The 16,686-nt window shown below is 57.5% G+C and carries 16 protein-coding genes and 1 pseudogene; 6 read left to right on the plus strand and 11 right to left on the minus strand.

All coding sequences use genetic code 11. The annotated features are described in order from the left end of the window. The 6 genes and pseudogenes from H6A20_RS05545 to H6A20_RS05570 all read right to left on the minus strand — a co-directional run. A pseudogene (locus H6A20_RS05545) lies at positions 1–210 on the minus strand (23S rRNA (uracil-5-)-methyltransferase RumA); the annotation flags it as partial. An 88-nt stretch (positions 211–298) separates the two neighbouring features. Then, positions 299–544 carry a DUF4366 domain-containing protein gene (locus H6A20_RS05550; protein ID WP_204906155.1) on the minus strand — a complete coding sequence of 82 codons (246 nt, stop codon included), beginning with the start codon at positions 542–544 and terminating at the stop codon, positions 299–301. 136 nt (positions 545–680) lie between these two features. After that, complete coding sequence (pcrA, locus tag H6A20_RS05555) at positions 681–2,918, minus strand: DNA helicase PcrA (RefSeq protein WP_204906156.1); 2,238 nt, start codon at positions 2,916–2,918, stop codon at positions 681–683. Positions 2,919–3,008: 90 nt separating this feature from the next. Further along, the gene (locus H6A20_RS13545) at positions 3,009–3,224 is read right to left on the minus strand and encodes a FeoB-associated Cys-rich membrane protein (protein ID WP_243426142.1); all 216 of its coding nucleotides are present in this window, start codon (positions 3,222–3,224) and stop codon (positions 3,009–3,011) included. A gap of 99 nt (positions 3,225–3,323) precedes the next feature. After that, positions 3,324–5,333, minus strand: a complete 2,010-nt coding sequence (gene feoB, locus H6A20_RS05565; protein ID WP_204906157.1) for a ferrous iron transport protein B — start codon at positions 5,331–5,333, stop codon at positions 3,324–3,326. A 48-nt stretch (positions 5,334–5,381) separates the two neighbouring features. Continuing rightward, entirely contained in the window at positions 5,382–5,594 is a 213-nt protein-coding gene (locus H6A20_RS05570; protein ID WP_204906158.1) for a FeoA family protein, read from the minus strand. A 239-nt stretch (positions 5,595–5,833) separates the two neighbouring features. Here H6A20_RS05570 and H6A20_RS05575 point away from each other — a divergent pair, with 239 nt between their 5' ends. Further along, a complete protein-coding gene (locus H6A20_RS05575; RefSeq protein WP_204906159.1) occupies positions 5,834–6,199 on the plus strand; it encodes a metal-dependent transcriptional regulator in 366 nt (121 codons plus the stop codon). A 95-nt stretch (positions 6,200–6,294) separates the two neighbouring features. Here the strand turns inward: H6A20_RS05575 and H6A20_RS05580 are convergent, their stop codons facing one another. Further along, on the minus strand, positions 6,295–9,840 hold the full coding sequence (locus H6A20_RS05580; RefSeq protein ID WP_204906160.1) for an ABC transporter ATP-binding protein/permease: 3,546 nt from the start codon (positions 9,838–9,840) through the stop codon (positions 6,295–6,297). A gap of 156 nt (positions 9,841–9,996) precedes the next feature. On the opposite strand from H6A20_RS05580, the gene H6A20_RS05585 reads away from it, so the two are divergent. Further along, the gene (locus tag H6A20_RS05585) at positions 9,997–10,626 is read left to right on the plus strand and encodes an HAD family hydrolase (protein WP_204906161.1); all 630 of its coding nucleotides are present in this window, start codon (positions 9,997–9,999) and stop codon (positions 10,624–10,626) included. A 61-nt stretch (positions 10,627–10,687) separates the two neighbouring features. Here H6A20_RS05585 and H6A20_RS05590 read toward each other — a convergent pair whose 3' ends face one another. Both H6A20_RS05590 and H6A20_RS05595 read right to left on the minus strand, forming a co-directional pair. After that, a complete protein-coding gene (locus tag H6A20_RS05590; RefSeq protein ID WP_204906162.1) occupies positions 10,688–11,614 on the minus strand; it encodes an AEC family transporter in 927 nt (308 codons plus the stop codon). Then, entirely contained in the window at positions 11,611–12,531 is a 921-nt protein-coding gene (locus H6A20_RS05595; protein ID WP_204906163.1) for an NYN domain-containing protein, read from the minus strand. The genes H6A20_RS05590 and H6A20_RS05595 overlap by 4 nt, the downstream gene beginning before the upstream one ends. Before the next feature lie 160 nt (positions 12,532–12,691). On the opposite strand from H6A20_RS05595, the gene H6A20_RS05600 reads away from it, so the two are divergent. Further along, positions 12,692–13,297, plus strand: coding sequence for a DUF1836 domain-containing protein (locus H6A20_RS05600; RefSeq protein ID WP_204906164.1), 606 nt, complete (start codon positions 12,692–12,694; stop codon positions 13,295–13,297). A gap of 50 nt (positions 13,298–13,347) precedes the next feature. On the opposite strand, the gene H6A20_RS05605 is transcribed toward H6A20_RS05600, so the two are convergent. Together H6A20_RS05605 and H6A20_RS05610 are read right to left on the minus strand one after the other, a co-directional pair. Then, positions 13,348–13,653: a YerC/YecD family TrpR-related protein gene (locus H6A20_RS05605; RefSeq protein ID WP_204906165.1), complete on the minus strand. Its 306-nt coding sequence runs from the start codon at positions 13,651–13,653 to the stop codon at positions 13,348–13,350. A 110-nt stretch (positions 13,654–13,763) separates the two neighbouring features. Beyond that, on the minus strand, positions 13,764–14,495 hold the full coding sequence (locus tag H6A20_RS05610) for a phosphatase (RefSeq protein WP_204906166.1): 732 nt from the start codon (positions 14,493–14,495) through the stop codon (positions 13,764–13,766). Positions 14,496–14,635: 140 nt separating this feature from the next. Here H6A20_RS05610 and H6A20_RS05615 point away from each other — a divergent pair, with 140 nt between their 5' ends. From H6A20_RS05615 to H6A20_RS05625, 3 genes are all read left to right on the plus strand, one after another. After that, positions 14,636–14,860 (plus strand): hypothetical protein, encoded by a 225-nt coding sequence (locus tag H6A20_RS05615; RefSeq protein WP_204906167.1) that lies wholly within the window; start codon positions 14,636–14,638, stop codon positions 14,858–14,860. Between the two features lie 64 nt (positions 14,861–14,924). Then, positions 14,925–15,401: a hypothetical protein gene (locus tag H6A20_RS05620; protein ID WP_204906168.1), complete on the plus strand. Its 477-nt coding sequence runs from the start codon at positions 14,925–14,927 to the stop codon at positions 15,399–15,401. 135 nt (positions 15,402–15,536) lie between these two features. After that, entirely contained in the window at positions 15,537–16,568 is a 1,032-nt protein-coding gene (locus H6A20_RS05625) for an ABC transporter substrate-binding protein (RefSeq protein WP_204906169.1), read from the plus strand. The last annotated feature ends 118 nt before the right edge of the window (positions 16,569–16,686 follow it).

The following is a 16,686-nucleotide window of genomic DNA, read 5'->3' on the forward strand; positions in this document are numbered from 1 at the left end:
GGGGATCTCCAGCGGGGAGGGGGCCAGCACTTCCAGGAGCCTTCCCTGCGCCCGCCCCGCGCGGATCTTGTTCACGCAGACCTGTACCTTCTGTCCGGGGATGGCGTTCTTTACAGTCACCTCCCGGTCCTCGCCGGGGATGCGCACCCGCCCCTTGTTGGGAAAATCCACTCTCTCTACTGTTCCCTCCAGTATCTGTCCTTTTTTCATCTATCGTAAACTCCTTGTCTTTCTTTTCTTTATGGCAAAAAGAAAGACAGAACATCCGATGTCCTGTCTCCTCTTTTCCGCTTTGATCTTACACCTCGTCTTCTTCGTTAAAGAAGTCATCGTCAAAATCATCGTCAAAATCTTCTTCAAAATCCTCCAGATAATCGGGGGTAAAGAAGCAATATACCGCATACGCGATGGCCGCCACTGCCGCGATGGCTCCTACGATCGCCAGCACCCAGAGTACGGTCCTGCAGGTCTTGTCGTCTTCGTCTTTCCTGCGGATCAGCTCGTTCAGCTTTGTAGCTGCAATGATGTCCTCTACCTTGCTCATATTTCCCACACATCCTTTCTTATGCTTGTACTGCAAGTATAATCTGTTGGACTTATTATAACACCTTCCCGTGCATATTACTACTTCTTTTTGTGTGAAATTTTCAGAAAAATCATTTCGTATTGTATGTAAGCCCCTATATTTTCTGCAATTTTGCAAATGCAGCGAACATTTTTTTCGTGCCGAACCGGTCGAATTCCACGGTCACCTCGTAGTCCCGGCCGCCCTCCACGATGGCGGTCACAAGGCCGTCTCCGAATTTCACGTGGCGCACCCGGTCCCCCACATCATAGCCCGGCCCGTTCCCGCCGGCCACTTTAAACTGCTGCACCGGCTTCGGCGACGCGAAGGCCTTTGTGCGGAAGGCCTGCCTGGCCTGCTGCCAGGACGTCTGGATGCGCGGTTCCTCCTCCTTCTCCTGGGCCGCAAACGTTGCGCCGGTGGAGAGAAGGTCCAGGGGGATCTCCTTCAGGAAGCGGGACATCTTGTTGTACTGGGTCTCCCCGCGCACCATCCGCCTGCGGGCGCAGGTGAGGGTCAGCTTCTCCATGGCGCGGGTGATGCCCACGTAGCAGAGCCTCCGCTCCTCCTCCAGCTCCTCGGGATTGTCCGAGGTGACTGTCATATAGCTGGGGAAAAGGCCGTCCTCCATGCCTGCCAGATAGACGTGTGGGAACTCCAGCCCCTTGGCGCTGTGGAGGGTCATGAGGATCACGTAGTCGCTGTTCTCATCCAGGCTGTCCACGTCAGCCACAAGGGCCACTTCCTCCAGGAAGCCGCTCAGTGTCGGCTCCCCGCCCTGCTCCCGGCAGCTCTCCTCGTAGTCCGCGGCCTTGTTTTTCAGCTCCTCGATATTCTCGATCCGCGCCTCCGCCTCGATCTCTCCCTCGCTCTTCAGGTCCTCGATGTAGCCGGTCACGTCAAGGATCACCTCCAGAAGCTCCAGGATACCCTTCCCGGCCGCCTCCGCCTTGAAATGCTCCATGAGGGCGGCAAACGATTCCAGCTTCGCCAGACCCCTGCCGATGCCCGGTATGAGATCCGCGCACAGGAGCGCCTCGTAGAAACCGATCTCTTTGCGGAGGGCATACTCCTGCACCCGGTTCACGCTTGTCAGGCCGATGCCCCGCTTGGGCACGTTGATGATGCGCCGCACAGCCAGGTCGTCCTTCGCATTGTCGATGGTCTTTAAGTAGGCCAGCAGATCCTTGATCTCCTTCCTGGCATAGAAGTTGACGCCGCCCACCAGCTTGTAGGGCACGCCGGCGGACACGAGTTTTTCCTCAAAGAGACGGGACTGGGCATTGGTGCGGTAGAGGATGGCGTTCTCATTGTAGGAGCCCTCCCCGGCGCGCACGCTGTCCTGGATCTCCCCTACGATGTACTCCGCCTCCTCATACCCGGAGTCGAACTGGCGCACTTCGATCTTCTCCCCCTGCCCGTTCTCGGTCCACAGCGTCTTCTCCTTGCGCCCCCGGTTGTTCCGGATCACGGCGTTGGCCGCGTCCAGGATGGTGGAGGTGGAGCGGTAGTTCTGCTCCAGTTTGATGACGCAGGCGTCCCGGAATACCTTTTCAAAGTTCAGGATGTTTCCGATATCCGCGCCCCGGAACTTGTAGATGGACTGATCGTCGTCCCCCACCACGCACAGGTTCCTGTACTTTGCCGCCAGGGTGCTGACGAACTGGAACTGCACGCTGTTCGTATCCTGGTACTCGTCCACCATGATGTAGCGGAACCGCTCCTGGTAGTAGTCCAGCACGTCGGGCTGGGTCTGGAAGAGCTGGACTGCCTTCACGAGAAGGTCGTCGAAGTCCAGGGCATTGTTGGCCTGCATCTGCTTCTCGTACTCCTCGTAGACGGAGGCGATCTTCTGCCGGCCAAAGTCGCCCTCGGCGCGCAGGCGGTACTCCTGCGGGGTGACCATCTCATTTTTGGCAGCAGAAATGGCGGCCAGAAGATTCCTCTCTTTGTAGATCTTCGTGTCGATCTGGAGGTGCTTGCAGATATCCCGCATCAGCGTCTTCTGGTCGTCTGTGTCATAGATGGTAAAGTTCGTATCAAATCCAAGCCGGTCTATGAACCTGCGCAGGATGCGCACGCAGGTGGAGTGAAAAGTGCTCACCCAGATGCTCTCGGAGCCGAAGCCCACGATCTGGTCCACCCGCTCCCGCATCTCCCCGGCCGCCTTGTTTGTGAAGGTGATGGCCAGGATATTCCACGGATTCACGCCCTTCTCGTCGATCAGGTAGGCGATCCGGTGGGTGAGGACGCGGGTCTTGCCTGATCCGGCCCCGGCCAGGATCAGGAGGGGGCCCTCCGTATGGTACACAGCCTGTCTCTGCTGCTCGTTCAGCGTATCGTAAATGCTCATGTTCTCTCCTTTGGCTTCTGTGGTATGACGGGTTTCGTTTTATCGGTAAGGACTATCATACCACAGTTTCCCCCGGCTTTCCAGATGCATTTACGCCGCGCCGTCCTCCCCGCCGCCGGTCTGCCCCTCCTCTTTCTGCGACTGGCAGGCGCACGCCCTGCAGGAGTTCCCGCCGCCGTGGCAACTGCCGCCCGCCGGACACCCGATGCATTTGACGCCTCTTTTTTTCGCCCTCACGATATAGGTCACGGCGGCCCCGAGAATGACGGCCAGGACGGCCGCTACGATCACGTCTGCTGCTGTCATGTCTGTTCCTTCCTTTCTACTGTCTCAGTTTATCATACATACAGGAAGTGGACAAAGCCTTTCCTGCTCTGTCCACTGTCACTTTGCTCTTAGTTATATCTATGCCGTATGTGCGCTGTGCAGACTATAGGTCTGTGCGAATTCCCGGTCGGATATGCGGATCCGCCAGATGATCACCGCCGCGAACACGAGGACCGCGATCAGTCCCGGCACAAAGGCGGTTCCGAGAGACCCTGTCGTCACAAACGTCCCGATCTGATATACGCCGAAGGCTACCGTGTAGCCTGTCGCCAGCTGGAGGCAGATGCCGCCCAGCAGCCACTTTGAACTCTTCATCTCAGAGTTCATCGCACCCAGGGCCGCGAAGCAGGGCGGTGTGTAGAGGTTGAACATAAGGTAGGCAAGGGCTGCCACCTTCGTAAGCCCCATCACGGTCGCCACTTCATTGCCGCTTCCCACCAGGGCCAGCTCATCCGTGTCGATCAGGTTGGTGACGCCGTACACGACAGCCAGCGTGCCGACCACGTTCTCCTTGGCGATAAAGCCGGTCACAGCCGCTGCAGCAAGCTGCCATACGCCGAAGCCGAGCGGGATGAACAGGATGGAGATGGGATGCGCGATGCTGGCCAGGATGGATGTGTCCTCGGCTCCCTCCGCCACAAGCTGGAACTGCCAGTTAAATGTCTGCATGATCTGGACCACCGTGTTGCACACAAGGATGATGGTCCCGGCTTTGATGATGTACGCCTTGCCGCGCTCCAGCATGGAGACGCAGGCCCGCTTCAGGCTGGGGATCTTGTACTCCGGCAGCTCAATGATAAAGAAGGACTTGCGGTATTTCTGTCCGGTGATCCTCTTGACGAGCAGCGCGCCCAGAAGCACAAGCACGATGCCCACCAGGTACATGGTGGCGGACACCCACCAGGCGTCCGCGAAGAAGGCGCCGGCGAACAGGGCGATCACAGGGATCTTGGCGCCGCATGGCATGAAGGGCGTCAGCATGGCTGTCGTTCTTCTCTCCCTCTCGTTGCGGATCGTGCGGGACGCCATGACGCCCGGGATCGCGCAGCCGGTTCCGATCACCATGGGGATCACGGATTTACCGGAGAGGCCCACACGTTTGAAGATGGGATCCAGCACAACAGTGGCCCGCGCCATGTAGCCGCAGTCTTCCAGAAGCGCGATCAGGAAGTACATGACCATGACAAGGGGCAGGAATCCGACTACTGCGCCTACGCCGCCGATGATGCCGTCCACAAGGAGGGCGTACAGAAGCGGGTTTGCGTTCTCCATCAGGCCGCCCACCCAGCCCTGGAATGTCTCGATCCACGCCACAAGCCAGTCTGCGATCCAGGTTCCTACGGTTGTCTGCGATATGTAGAATACAAGGAAGATCACAAGCGCGAAAAGGGGGATGCCGATGATCTTGTGGGTGATCACGCCGTCGATCTGATCCTGGAAGTTCTTGTCTTTCGTGAAGACTTTCCTCTGCTCCACCTGTTTCACAATGCCGTTGACAAAGTCAAACCGCTTCCTGTCCGCGGCCTCGACCGCGGCTTTGTCTTTCAGGTCGATGTCCTCCTGCACATAGGGCGCTTCCTGGCCCATCCCGCACAGGGACGCCGCCTGGCTCACCGCCTCCTTCAGCCCCTCGTGCCCCGCAGAGGTGGATACAGTCTTCACCACCGGGCACCCGAGCTTCCTGGCAAGGAGCGCCTCGTCGATCTTTGTCCCTTTCCTGTCTGTGAGGTCGCTCTTGTTGAGGGCCACGACCACCGGGATGCCGAGTTCCAGAAGCTGTGTGGTGAAAAACAGGCTCCGGCTTAAGTTTGTGGCATCCACAATGTTGATGATGGCATCCGGGTTCTCATTTTTTACATAGCTGCTCGTGATGCTCTCCTCGGATGTAAACGGGGACATGGAGTAGGCTCCCGGCAGGTCGACTGCCACCAGATCCTCCCGCCCGTCACAGTAGATCCTGCGGATCGGGCTCTCCTTCCTCTCCACGGTAACGCCCGCCCAGTTTCCGACGCGCTCGTTTCTTCCCGTGAGCGCATTGTACATGGTCGTTTTCCCGCTGTTCGGGTTTCCGGCAAACGCAATTCTCATGATACGATTCTCCTCCTTCATCTCTGCTTTCCATTAGAAGCTGCTGTTTTATATTGATATAGCTTGCGCCAGATCAGTATCGATGTTGTATCTCCCGTCTTTGATGGAGACCACGCAGCCGCCCCGCATCCGGGACACAACTGTGATCGGCTCCCCGCTGTAGCAGCCGAGTGAAAAAAGAAAGGATTCCAGTTCTTCGTCATCTGTTCCGATGTCCCTGACAATATATTCCTTTCCCTCTTCGGCATCCAGTAAAGTCATCCTGCATCGTCCTCCTCTTCTATCTTTCTCCTGACAAAAGTCTTTTCTAACTATTATTATGCTCATCTAACACTAGGTAGTATAGACTAACTCTCTTTGTTTGTCAATTCCTTTCCGCAAAAAAACTGCCGCTGATTTCGGTTTGCGAGCCGCGGCCTTCTGTGGTATACTTGCTATATTATGAGAACGTACCTTTCTTCCCCGCCGGAAGGGAAGACGGATAAAGCGAGGTGAAGACGATGCACACAAACTCAAACGAATCTGCCGAGAACTACCTGGAGACCATCCTGATCCTGAGCAGGGAGCACCCCGTCGTGCGCGCCGTGGATATTGCCAATGAACTGGACTTCAAGAAATCCAGCGTCAGCGTGGCCATGAAAAAGCTGCGGGAGGGCGGGCACATCGAGGTGTCTCCGGAGGGGTACATCACGCTTACCCGCTCCGGCAGGGAGATCGCCGACCGCATCTACGAGCGGCATCAGCTCATCTCCACCTGGCTCATCCGGCTTGGCGTGGATCCTGACACGGCTGCGGCCGACGCCTGCCGCATGGAGCATGTGATCAGCTCCGAGAGCTTCGAGGCCATCAAGCGGCACATCAGATAGGATGTATGGAACGCACAAAAAAGGATATATCTGCCTGCGGCACGCACCGCTCACAGCAGATATATCCTTTTTATTTTCCTTTGTTTATACTTTTATTACTCTACCCGCAGGGCTGTCACCGGGTCGCTGCCCGCCGCCTTCCGGGACGGGATGAGACCTCCGAGCAGCGTGAGCAGGATGCTCAGCAGGATGAGGATCACAGCCGGGCCGGGAGCGAGCACCGCGCTCACATCGTCGGAGCCGGCCAGGTAGTGGATCAGGGCGTTGCCCGGGATCAGAAGGAGCAGGCTCAGCCCGATGCCGATCAGCCCCGCGCAGGCGCCGATGATGAACGTCTCTGCATTGAACACCTGGGAGATGTTCCGCTTGGAGGCGCCGATGGCCCGCAGGATGCCGATCTCCTTGCGGCGCTCCAGCACGCTGATGTACGTGATGACGCCGATCATGATGGAGGAGACGATCAGGGAGATGGCCACAAAGGCGATGAGCACATAGCTGATCACGTTCACGATGTTTGTGACTGAGCTCATCAGGGTTCCCACCATGTCCGTGTAGGTGATGACCTGCTCCTCCTTCCCCTCCGCCTCCATGCGGCTGTTGTAGGCGTCCAGGATGCCCACGGCCTCGTCCTTGCTCTCAAAATCCTTCGGGTAGATGCTGATGCCCGACGGCTCGTCAAAGTCCGCGTACCCCAGCGCGCGCAGGTTGCTGTCGCTGGTGGCGGTCCCGGATGTCTCCATGGACAGGAGCAGTTCCGTCAGCTGCTCCCCGTCCATGTTCATCTCAAAGGCGTTGCGGAACGCCTCCGGGTCCAGGCTGAGGGCGTTCTCAATGTTGCTGCCGATCTGAACGGCCGCGCTTTGCATGGCGGACTGAAGCCCCTCCGAGATCTGCGCCATCATGGCCTGCACTGCGGCGGTGATCTGTCCGGTCAGCGACTGGGCGGCCCCGCTCTCCATAACGGTCTGCATGTAGTCTTCCACAGCGCCTGTCAGCTGCTGCTCCAGCGCCTCTGTGTCCAGCAGGCCTGCCATGCCCTGGGCAAGCTGCTCCCGGGCGCTGTCCGTGCCCAGGTAGGCGAGGAAGCTGTCCTGCATCTTTGACGGGTCCGGCAGGCCGTTGGCCGCCGCGTAGGACTGGTAGCCTGCCGCCAGCTCCTGTGCCAGTTTTTCAAGCTGCTCCCCGGTGATGCTGATCTGCGCGCCTCCGGCAAAGACTTCATCCACCCACTGCTGCGCGATCTGCTGGGCCTCCCCGGTCTGGAGGTAGGCCTCCAGGTAGGCGTCCATCTGGGAGGGGTCCGTCATCCCCTGTCCCTGCGCGTATGCAAGGAATCCCTGCAGGATCCGTTTTGCGAGATCCCCAAGCTGCTCCGGCGTGACGGAAAGGCCGGATGACTCTATGATCTCCCGGATATGGTCCGCCAGCACCTGCCGGGCCTCCCCGGTATTCAGATAGGCAAGGAGCGCCTCCCCCAGGTTCGCGTAGTCTGTGGAGGGATCCTGGGCCGCATAGGCGAGGTAGCCGTCAAGAAGCCCGCCCGCCATGGCGCCAAGCTGCTCCGATGAGACGTCCAGGTTGAGGGCGCCGCTGATCTGGGACAGGTCAAAGCCCTCCATCTCCGGAAGCTGCTGCGCGATCTGCTCCAGATCGATCATGCCGGACAGGTCGAGGGATCCGCTTCCCGCCCCCTGAAGGCCGGACAGGTCAAGACCGCCCTCCAGCCCCGCCGTCATGGCCGTGGAATCAAAGGAAAACGCGTTTTCCAGCTCTTCCTCGTTGATGCCGAACATCTCTCCCAGATCCAGGTCCCCCTGGCTTACTTCCCCGAACGGTTTCCCCGTAAAGACGTCCGTGCCCGGATCCGCAAGCTGGTCCTGTACGATCTGGCTCTCTGCCGCCTTTTCCACCACGTGCTGCGTCAGGGAGGCCGGATAGCCGATGCCGGCAGAGAGCATCATGGCGTTCCCGTCTTCCGCCGGCTGTACGATGCCGACGATCTTCAGCTCTTCCCCGTTTTCCGCCAGATTTCTCACATAGGCTTCATCCCTTGATTTGTCCGTCCACACATGGTACTGGCTGTCATAGGTATAGTAATCCGTGCTGTCCACCAGTCTGAAGGTGGTGCTAAGGATATCCCCGTATGTGTAGGCGCGGCTGTCCTCCTTTGTCTCCACCTGCTCCTCGTCGATGAACTGCCGCACCATCTCATCCAGCTCCAGGGGATCCCTGAGCCCCAGCGCATAGAGCATCAGGTCGCTGACGCTCCCGCCCTGCGTGAGCACGACCACGCACTCGTTGTATGCCTGCGGCCACCTGCCCGCCTTCACGTCATACTGCCCCTCATAGAGCGCCGGGTTCTCCGGCATCTCGTAGAAGACATCCGTGCTCATCATGGTGGACATGAGGCTGCTGGAGCTGCTGGAAGAGCCGAACCCCAGCGCGTCAAAGGAATGGTCCGGGTTCACCTGGCGCACCTTCCCGTCCCCGACCCGGTAGATCTGGGGCGTCACATCATAGCTGTACTCCACGGCGTTTGTGCAGTCCTCGATGCCGCTTTTGCCGCTGTCAAAATACGCCTTCAGGGAGCCCAGGTCGTTGGAGTCCATCTTGGAAAACATATCCGTCGCCACGTTGATGACATTCACGTCACCGGACGACTCCCCGCCGCCTCCAGATGTGAGCAGCATGGAGGTCATGTCAAACCCCGTGCTCATGATCTCCAGCGGATACTCCGACAGGGTCTCCTCCTCCATGTTGTTGATGTACGTATTGACCCCGGTGGAGAGCGCCAGGATAAGGGCGATCCCGATGATGCCGATGGAGCCGGCAAAAGAAGTGAGGATCGTCCTGGCCTTCTTGGTCCGCAGGTTATTGAAACTCAGGGAGAGGGCCGTCAGGAAGGACATGGAGGTCTTTCCCAGATTCCGGTGCTCCGGCTCCCCCATGCCGCTCTCCTCCGGCACGAACGGATCTGAGTCCTCCCGGATCCGCCCGTCTTTGAGTTTCACGATCCTGGTGGCATATTCCACCGCCAGCTCCGGGTTGTGGGTGACCATGACGACAAGCCGGTCCCTGGCCACCTCTTTTAACAGTTCCATGACCTGCACGCTCGTCTCGCTGTCCAGGGCGCCTGTGGGCTCGTCGGCCAGCAGGATGTCCGGGTTGTTGACGAGGGCCCGTGCGATGGCCACCCGCTGCATCTGCCCGCCGGAGAGCTGGCCCGGCTTTTTGTGGATCTGCTCTCCCAGCCCCACCTTCTCCAGCGCCTCCACCGCCAGCCGGCGGCGTTTTGCCCGGCTCACGCCGGAGATGGTAAGCGCCAGCTCCACGTTTGCCAGGATCGTCTGGTGGGTGATCAGGTTGTAGCTCTGGAAGACAAAGCCGATCGTATGGTTCCGGTAGGAATCCCAGTCCCTGTCCTTATATTTTTTCGTTGAGACATCGTTGATAATAAGATCCCCGCTGTCGTACCGGTCCAGCCCGCCTATGATGTTGAGAAGGGTCGTCTTGCCCGACCCGCTGGGCCCGAGAATGGCCACAAACTCGTTGTCCCGCAGGCTCAGGCTCACATGGTCAAGCGCCTTCTGCACCAGGCTTCCCGTCCGGTATTCCTTACAGATATCTCTGATCTGAAGCATAGATTCATTCACGTCCTTTTCCGTTCTCATTATAGCGGGCGGGATTTTTACAGTCAACTAAGCCATTTGTTAAATTTTTATAACTTTCCTCCCCCAAATACGAAAGTATATGTTAGACTGGAATGGAAGTTTTCAATTCCGGGAAAGGATTTTGCTATGAAATATGAAACGATAATCTTTGATGTAGACGGAACCCTGTGGGACACAACCGAAACAGTCGCAGACGCATGGAATTATGCCGCCGCGCAGCTTGGACTTCCCCCGGCCGGCATTACCGGCGAGCAGCTGAAACAGGAATTCGGAAAGACGATGGACGTGATCGCCGAGGACCTTTTCCCCCACCTGCCCGTGTCTGAGAGGGAGGCCCTGATGGAGGTCTGCTGCCACTGGGAAGATGTCTTTCTGGACCGGCTGGATACGCCGCCCCTCTATCCGGGCGTCTGCGGGGCCATACAGGATCTGTCCCGGTGCCACCGGCTCTTTATCGTCAGCAACTGTCAGAGCGGCTATATCGAGCTGTTTCTTCGCAAGACGGGACTTGCGCCCTATATCACGGACATCGAATGTTTTGGGAACACAAAGAGGCCAAAAGGCGAGAACATCCGCCTCATCCTGGAGCGCAATGCGGCCGGCAGCGCCTGCTATGTGGGCGACACAGCGGGCGACGAGGCCGCTGCCGCGCAGGCCGGCATCCCCTTTATCCACGCCGCCTACGGCTTTGGAGAGGCCGCTGCTCCCGCCGCCTCCATCGCCTCCATCCGGGAACTTGCCGCGGTGGCAGACTGATCCCTGTCGCCAGTACAAAAAAAAGAAACGCTGCACGGTCTTTTGCGCCGCGCAGCGTTTCTTATGTCGGAAATACGGTATGGATGATGATGCTCCAGACCGGAATGGCCACCACAGACAGGAGCGTCGTGAGCACCACGCACTGGGTGGCGAACTCCTCGTCCCCGTGATACTTCAAAGCCAGGATCGCGGTCGTCGTGCCGGCCGGCATCGCTGCCAGGATCACGGACACGCCGGCCACCAGGGAGTCCACGCCGGCCAGACGGCAGCCGGCCAGGACCACGGTTGGGATGAGCACAAAGCGGATGCATGTGTACGCAGCCGTAAGCTTTGTCAGGATGTGCCGCAGGTCCGCATCCAGCAGGATCGTGCCGATGAGGATCATGGTGAGCGGCGTCGTACAGCTGCCGATGCTGTCGATGGCCGAGCTCACGATGCCGGGCAGCCGGATCTGCGTCAGCATGAGGAACACCCCGATGTAGACCGCCACAATACAGGGGTGGCGGACGACCTTTTTAAGCACTTCTTTTCTGCTCGGGCAGTCGGTAAAATAGGAGACCCCCGCAGACCACATGACGATCCGCTGCGGGATCAGGTAGAAGGACGCGTACAAAAGCCCGATAGAGCCGAACAGCCCCTCTGCCACCGGGTTGCCAAGGAAGCCTGCATTGGAGCAGACCGTGGCGTACTGCAGGACCATCCGCTTCCCTTTTGGCACCCTGCGGTACAGGATCCCGCTGATGCACGTACAGAAGATCTGGATCAGGATGGAGATCACGAGGATCTCCGCCTCCGCGATGAGCACGGAGCGGTCCATGGGCATATAAAACGCCGAGATGATGTTGCAGGGCAGGATCAGATCCAGCACAAGATCCGTCAGGACCGCCGTCCCCTCCCTTGGAACAATGTTTAGTTTCCGCAAAATGACCCCCACGGCCATGAGCAGAAACATCATGACCTGGAGATCGAAAAGTCCTTCTATCTTCATTTATGTTCGTCCTTCTTGCTGTAGATCACCCGGTTGTGCTCCCCGTCGTCCAGCACATGGACGCCCGGAAAACTCTGTATATACTGCTTGAGCTGGGAAAAGCCGTAATCCCTCACCTTGAAATCCCCGAACTTGTTGCGGATGCGGTTTCCGAGAACGCTCAGGAAAATGCCGTGTTTCCCGCTGTCCTTGATCTGCTTGAGGATGAACTCCTCCAGCCTCTCCTTCCTGCTCCTGTCCTCAAACTGGGTCACCGTGATCTGCGAGCCGGACTGGATAAGCTTCAGCTTGGGGAAGGACTCCAGGAAACGGGAAAGCAGGCTGTACCCATAGCGGCGCACGTCAAAATCCGGGTACAGTTTGACAAGGCGGCTCCCCACCTCGCCCAGACCGGTCTCCCTGCCGTTGTTCTCATTCTCTGTTATGATGCGGATCACGGCCTCCTCGATCTGTCCTCTTGCCACCGCATCGTTTTCACCTGTGCTGTCCTCCAGGAGAAGCTCCAGCACGGTGAAGATGTCGCAGGCTTTCCGGAAAGGCGCCGGCGTCTTGTTCTCGCCCATGCCGATCACCGTCTTGCCGCTCTCGCGCAGGCGGCTGGCCAGCTTTGTGAAATCGCTGTCGCTGGACACAAGGCAGAAGCCTTCCAGCTCGCTTGTGTACAGCATGTCCATGGCGTCGATGATCATGGCTGAGTCTGTCGAATTCTTCCCGTGGGTATAGCTGAACTGCTGGATCGGCGTGATGGAATTCTTGAGGAGTTCCTCCTTCCACCCGGCATTGTTGGTGCTTGTCCAGTCGCCGTATATTCTCTTATATGTCACATTCCCGTATTTTGAGAGCTCATCCAGAATGGGCTCAATGTATTTCGGAGACACATTGTCCGCGTCGATGAGCATGGCTATTCTGTCTTCCACGTTGCAACCTCCTTGTTCCTAACTGCACTGTGGCTATTATACCAGATTTCCGTTTCTCTCAAAAGAGATAGGCGGAAAATATATTCAAAAAACATTCCCGCACCGCTCTTGTCATCTGGTTTTCAATACTATATAATAGGTTTGTTGAGGTGGTGAACTTATGACAATTGACACAAAGGACATGCTGAACAGCATCCTGCAGAGCATCTCCCGGATCGACTATGTAAAGCCGCAGGATATTCCAAATATCGACCTGTACATGGACCAGGTCACGACATTCATGGAGAGCCAGCTCGGCTCCACCCGCCGGCACGGCGAGGACAAGATCCTGACAAAGACCATGATCAACAACTACGCCAAGAACAATCTCCTTCCGCCGCCGGTGAAGAAGAAATACTCCAAGGAGCACGTGCTGGTCCTGATCTTTATCTACTATTTCAAGAACATCCTCTCCATCAGGGACATTGAGACTCTGCTTGCGCCCCTCACGGAGAAGTACTTCCACAACGGCGAGGCCTTTGACATCACGTCCGTGTACGAGGAGGTATGCAGCCTTGAGAAGTCCCGGATCGACCAGCTTGCAAAGGATATCGCAAAGATGTACCACACAGCCTCCGGGACATTTGAGGACGCGCCCGCCGGGGACCGGGAAGCGCTGCAGCTCTTTTCTTTTATCTGCAGCCTCGCCTTTGACGTGTATGTGAAGAAGCTGCTCATGGAGAAGCTCATCGATCAGATGCCTGAGCCGGAGAAGAAAAGTAAATAGACGGTACGATACAAAAAGAAGATTGCGGGGTCTGTTCCGCAATCTTCTTTTTATTTCTGCTCTTCTTCTTTCGGATTGATCCGCTCGAACACCATGTCGTACCCGTCATTCCCGTAATTCAGCGAGCGGTTTACCCTGCTGATGGTAGCGGTGGACGCGCCGGTCTTCTCGGCGATCTCCAGATATGTCTTGTGCTCCCGGAGCATCTTCGCCACCTCAAACCGCTGGGACAGCGAAAGGAGCTCGTTGATGGTGCAGATATCTTCAAAAAAAATATAGCATTCTTCTTTATCTTTCAGACTCAGTATGGCGCTAAAGAGATAGTCGACCGCCTCGGTTCTGATCTTCTTGCTCATATTTATTCTCTCCTCCGAAACGAATTCATTGTATTTATTTTAGCACACTAAATTTATAAAGTCCATAGAATAGCTGAAAGATTTTAAAGCGGTGAAATCATAAAGCGCGCTTACCGCGTCTGCCGCCTGTTTCTTTTCAGATTTGAAAGGAGCTTTTCACAGGACGTATTGGCCACCAGTTCCTCCGGAAATCCCGCCTCTGCAAGGAGTCTGGCTGAGTAGTCCGTCCTGGCGATGTCCATGTCCACATGGGCGTCGCTTCCGAGCGTGATCATAGTGCCGTACTTTTTGCAGCACGCAAGCAGCTCCAGGGCGTTGTCGTGGGTGTTTTCCCGGAAACCGCCCGGCCGCAGGGAGGAGTTGTTGATCTCAAGGAGGGTGCCTGTCTCCTTCGCCGTCCGCGCGAGGACGTCGTAGTCCGGGGCGTACCTGCCGTCGTCCGGGTGCCCGATGATATCTACATAATCCAGATGCATGGCGTTGACATAGGTCCTTGTGTTCTCCGCGCGCCCGCCGCTTTTCCCGTAGCAGGGCGGGTGGATGCTGGCGATGGCAAGATCCAGACCGCGGATCGTCTCCGGCGGCAGATCCACAGTCCCCTCGGCATCCAGAATGTTCAGCTCCACGCCAAAGAGAAGGCGCAGGTCCGCCATGTGCCTCGGCACCACGGAGAGGTTCTGGAAATAGTACAGCCCGCAGCTTCCCGGCATTTTGGGCGCGTGTTCCGTGATAGCAAGCCCTTCCAGCCCCTTCTGCTTTGCCATGGCCGCCATTTCGCGGATCGTGTTGTAGGCATGTCCGCTGGCAAGTGTATGGGTATGTGTGTCGATCTTCACTTCCATTGTGTCTGTTCTCCTTTTTCCGGCGCGCCTGCCGTCTCCCCGACCGAAGGAAATCGCAGGCCAAACGTATAAGTTTTCATCTGTCCGGCAATTATTATAACGTATCTTTTGCTATTTATCAAATCAGGAGGTGTGTTTCCATGACTGAGAATAAAAAGCAGACGGCCCGGGAAGCCGCAGAGGAAAACCGGCGGATCATCGATTCCTTCGATTACCTCTCCGGCGCGGCGTCCGCCCATGAATGCACGGGGCTGATCCCGTCCCTGCCCGCCTCAGAGGCGGAGCGGCAGTCGTACCAGGATCTGTACGCCTACCAGTACCTGCCGCCGAAATTCCCGCCGGAAAAGGCACGCAAAGAGGAGTAGACAGCGGGCGGGCACATCCGCTTCCGCCCGCGCATATGGTAAAGAAAAAAGGATGTTGATCCTTATGGCAACTCAGACCCTCGTCCCGGTGAGCGGCATCGTCCAGCGCGTCACGCCTCTCTCCTCGGACTGCTGCTCCCTGCAGGTATCCGTTGTAAATGAAAACGGCGTTTCCGTCTTCATTGTCAGCCCCTCCACCTACGTGATCCAGGAGGTGCGCCTGCGGCCGGGAATGGCGGTGACCGCGTTTTACGACAGCAACGTGGCGATCCCCCTCGTGTATCCGCCTGAGTATCAGGCCGTGATCATCGGCCGCCGCAGTTCCAATGAGACGATCTACGCCGGCTGGTTCGACGGGGATCTGCTTTCGGAGGACCAGACACTGAAGCTGAACCTGGCGCCCTCCACACAGATCCTGACCTCCAACGGCCAGCCATTTGGCTGCAGCCTCGGCGGACATCTCCTCATTGTCTACTACACGGCAGCCACCATGAGCATACCGCCGCAGACGACTCCAAGACGGATTATTGTTGTCTGTTAATTGTAATTCCGGACGTAACACTTTTTAAAAGTGTTACGTCCGGAATTACATCAACTGGTGTGTAATTGTGTGTTTTGCTGGCACTTCTTTCCCTTCTGCATATACTATACCACAAATTGTTTTAGGGAGGATCTTATGAAGAAGCGTCTGTTACACATGTTTTTCGCGGCGCTGCTGGCCGCGTCCCTTCTGGCCGGATGCGCGCCTGGCAGGGAGGAGGACCGGTCGGATCCCGGGGAAAAGGAATCTGTGGATGTCGTACTGAATGAGGTGGCGCATTCCATCTTCTACGCGCCTATGTACGTAGCCATCGAGGAGGGCTATTTTGCCAAAGAGGGGATCGATCTCACTCTTGTCAATGGTTTTGGCGCAGATAAGACCATGACGGCGGTGCTCTCCGGCGAGGCTGACATCGGTTTTATGGGGTCGGAAGCCTCCATCTATACGTATAACGAGGGGGCCAACGACTACGTGGTCAATTTTGCCCAGCTCACCCAGCGAGCCGGCAATTTCCTTGTGGCCCGGGAGCCGATGGAAGATTTCTCCTGGGAAGACCTGAACGGGCACCTCGTGCTCGGCGGCCGCAAAGGCGGCATGCCGGAGATGGTCTTTGAGTACATTCTCAGGCAGAATGGGATGGACCCCGCAAACGATCTGACCATCGACCAGAGCATTGACTTCGGCTCCACTGCAGCAGCCTTTGCAGGCGGAAAAGGAGACTTCACGGTCGAGTTCGAGCCGGGCGCCACCAGCCTGGAGCAGGAGGGCCGCGGCTACGTGGTCGCCTCCCTGGGAACGGACAGCGGCTACGTCCCCTACACTGCCTTTTCTGCAAAAAAGAGCTATATGGAAGAGCACCCGGACACGATCCAGGGCTTCACAGACGCGCTCCAGAAGGGGATGGACTATGTAGCCGCCCACACGCCGGAAGAGATCGCTGCCATCATTGCCCCGCAGTTTGAGGAGACGGACCTGGAGACCATCACCACCATCGTGAGCCGCTACTACGAGCAGGATACATGGCCGGACTCCCTCGTCTTCTCCGAGGAGAGCTTCGATCTTCTGCAGGATATCCTGGAAGACTCCGGGGAGCTGGAAAAACGCGCGCCCTACGAAGCGCTTGTAAATACGGAATTTGCCGGGAAAGCCGCCGGACAAAACAGCTGACAACCTGCCTGTGCAGGCTGATCATATAGATCGCCGTACCGCATGACCGGACGGCGCGGGACTGCCGGTTCATACCGGTTCTGTACCCCGCAAAGCGAGAGGGAGACGACCTGTCTCC

Origin of the sequence: Mordavella massiliensis (genome assembly GCF_016901695.1) — a bacterium.
GTDB classification, from domain to species: Bacteria; Bacillota; Clostridia; order Lachnospirales; family Lachnospiraceae; genus Claveliimonas; species Claveliimonas massiliensis_A.